The sequence below is a fragment of the Sphingopyxis sp. genome (assembly GCF_035250425.1).
GTDB lineage: Bacteria > Pseudomonadota > Alphaproteobacteria > Sphingomonadales > Sphingomonadaceae > Sphingopyxis.
This window is the reverse complement of record NZ_DATFFD010000077.1, coordinates 1-2491: the sequence shown is the minus strand read 5'-3', so window position 1 is coordinate 2491 and position 2491 is coordinate 1. Positions and strand designations below refer to the sequence as shown.

The 2491-nt window shown below is 68.0% G+C and carries 2 protein-coding genes; both read right to left on the bottom strand.

Going from position 1 to position 2491, the window contains the following annotated elements:
• The coding region (locus tag VJ811_RS04795; protein ID WP_324071137.1) for an FAD-dependent oxidoreductase at nucleotides 1–1265 on the bottom strand (1265 nt) is incomplete at its 3' end.
• The coding region (locus VJ811_RS04790; RefSeq protein ID WP_324071136.1) for an amidohydrolase at nucleotides 1255–2491 on the bottom strand (1237 nt) is incomplete at its 5' end. The genes VJ811_RS04795 and VJ811_RS04790, both read right to left, overlap by 11 nt.

Here is a 2491-nt window from a genome sequence, read left to right as displayed (position 1 = left end):
AACACCGTCCGCGCCGCCACCGTGCCCTTGGTCGCAAAGCTGAAGCGCGGTTCGACGGCGAGATTCTTGTCGAGGATGTGCGCCGCGACGCGTTTCCCCACCGCGGGACCGTTCTTGAACCCATGACCCGACCCGCCGCCGACGAGCCAGACATGGTCCTGCCCCGGGAAGCGGTCGATCAGATAATCGCCGTTCGAGCTATTCTCATATTGGCAGACGCGCCCGCCGAGCAGCGGCGCCGACGCAAGGCCGGGGAAGCGGCGCTGCATATAGGCGCGCGCCTCGGCGATGCCGGCGGGGGTGAGCTGGCGTTCCATCGTGTCCGGATCGACCGCGGGACCATGGACGTCGATCGCGATCTTGAACCCCGCGCCTTCGAGGTCGGGGATGCCATAGACGATGCGACCGTTGTTGAAATCGGCCCACACCGGAAGCTCGGGCGGCGTAAAGCGGCTGTCGCCTTGCGGCGCGCCGAAATGATAGACCTCCTGCCGCGTCGCGACGATCTTGTTCATCAATTGCTGCGGGAAGAGTTCGGCGATCCACGGACCGGCGGCATAGACAAGGTGATCGGCGGTGCCGCCGTCGGGTAGCGTGTGGCGCTTCGTCCTTTTCGAGAAGAGCGGCGCGGGCATGACGACGCGCTCGACCTCGATCTGCGCGTCGGCGATCAGTTCCTGCACACCGCGCGCGGCGATCAGCGCGCCCGCCTCGGTTTCGAGGACGCCGGTCTCGCCCTGATAGAATTGGATCTGGCGGTACTTCTCTTGCAACCAGCTGACGTCGCCATGCTCGTGGCCGACGCGGTTCGCCTGCAGCCAGGCGAGCGATTGCGCGGTATAGGCATCCCCCTGCGGCGCGAACCAGAGGACGCCAGTATTGTGAAAGATCGGCGCGCTCGCGCTGTCGGAGAGGTCTTTCCAATATTTGAGCGAGTCGCGCGCCATCTCCGAATAGAGGGTGTCGGCGCCATAGCCCATGCGGATGACGCGGCTTTCGCCCCCCGACGAGGCGCGCGCGTGGCCCGCGCCATAGGCGTCGAAGAGGCGCACCGACTTGCCGGCGCGAAGCAAATGCCACGCGGTCCACGCGCCGAACACCCCCGCGCCGATGATCGCGACATCGACATGCTGAACCTTGGGCTTCGCGGGTTTGCGCTTCTTCGAGCGGCGTTCCTTGCGCTCGGCGGCTGCGGCGGTGGCTGCGACAGGGAGCGCCGCGAGCCCGGTCAGCAGCGCGCGACGGGTCGGCGTGTCAGCGGCCAACGGTCGCGCCCTCGCTTTTCTTGTAATAGCGATAGCCGCCGATCCAGGTTTCGAGCGGGGTCATGCGGCGGATCTCGTCGGGGCTCGCGAGCATCGGGTCGGCGTCGACGATCAGGAAGTCGGCGCGCATCCCGGGCATCAGCGTGCCGATGCGGTCCTCGGCGAAGCCGGCGAAAGCCGCAGTGCGGGTGAAGCCGTCGAGTGCGGCCTCGCGGCTGACCGCTTCTTCGGGGCGCCAGCCGCCGAAGGGTTCGCCCTTGGCATCGGTGCGCGAAATCGCGGCGGCGATGCCGGGGAAGGGGTTGGCGCTTTCGACGGGCACGTCGGAGCCGAAGGCAAGGCGTGCGCCCGCGCTGGCGAGGCTGCGCCACGCATAGGCGCCCTTCAGCCGATCGGGACCGAGGCGGGCTTCGGCCATCAGGCGGTCCGACGTCTGGTGGACGGGCTGCATCGAGGCGATGACCTTGAGGGTTGCGAAGCGCGGGATGTCGACGGGGTCGATGATCTGCGCATGTTCGATGCGCCAGCGGCGCTCGCCGGGCAGGTCGGCGGTGAGGTCGGTGATTGCGTCCAAAGCCTCGGCATTGGCGGCGTCGCCGATCGCGTGGATCGCGACCTGGAACTTGTCCATCGATGCGCGCACCATCTTGTTGCGGAGCTGCGCGGGGGTGAGGAGGGGCAGCCCCTTCTGCCCCGGCGCGTCGCTGTACGGCGCTTTCAGCCACGCGCCGCGCGATCCCAATGCGCCGTCGAGATAGAGCTTGACCCCGACCATGCGCAGGCGGTCGTCGTAGAGCCACGGCGTCGGCTCGGATCCCGCGATGATCGCCATATTGTCGATGTCGCCGCCGTAGCTCAGGATCCGGACCGCGAGCTGTTTCTTGTCGCCCGCCCGGCGATATGCCTGCCAGTCGGCGATGCTGGTGCCCATGTCGGCGATCGCGGTGATCCCCTGCTCGAGCAATTTCTGTTGCGCGAGGTACAGCGCGCGGTCGAGGTCGCGCGCCAGCGGTTTGGGCTTGGCGCTGTCGATCAGGTTCATCGCGGCGTCGACGAAGACGCCGCTCGGCTTGCCGCCCTCCATTTCGATGCGGCCGCCCTCGGGCGACTTGCTCGCGGGGGTGATCTTCGCGGAAGCCATTGCCGCCGTGTTCGCCCAGCCGGCGTGGCCGTCGACGCGTTCGAGCCATACGGGCCGGTTCGGCACCGCGGCGTCGAGGTCGGCA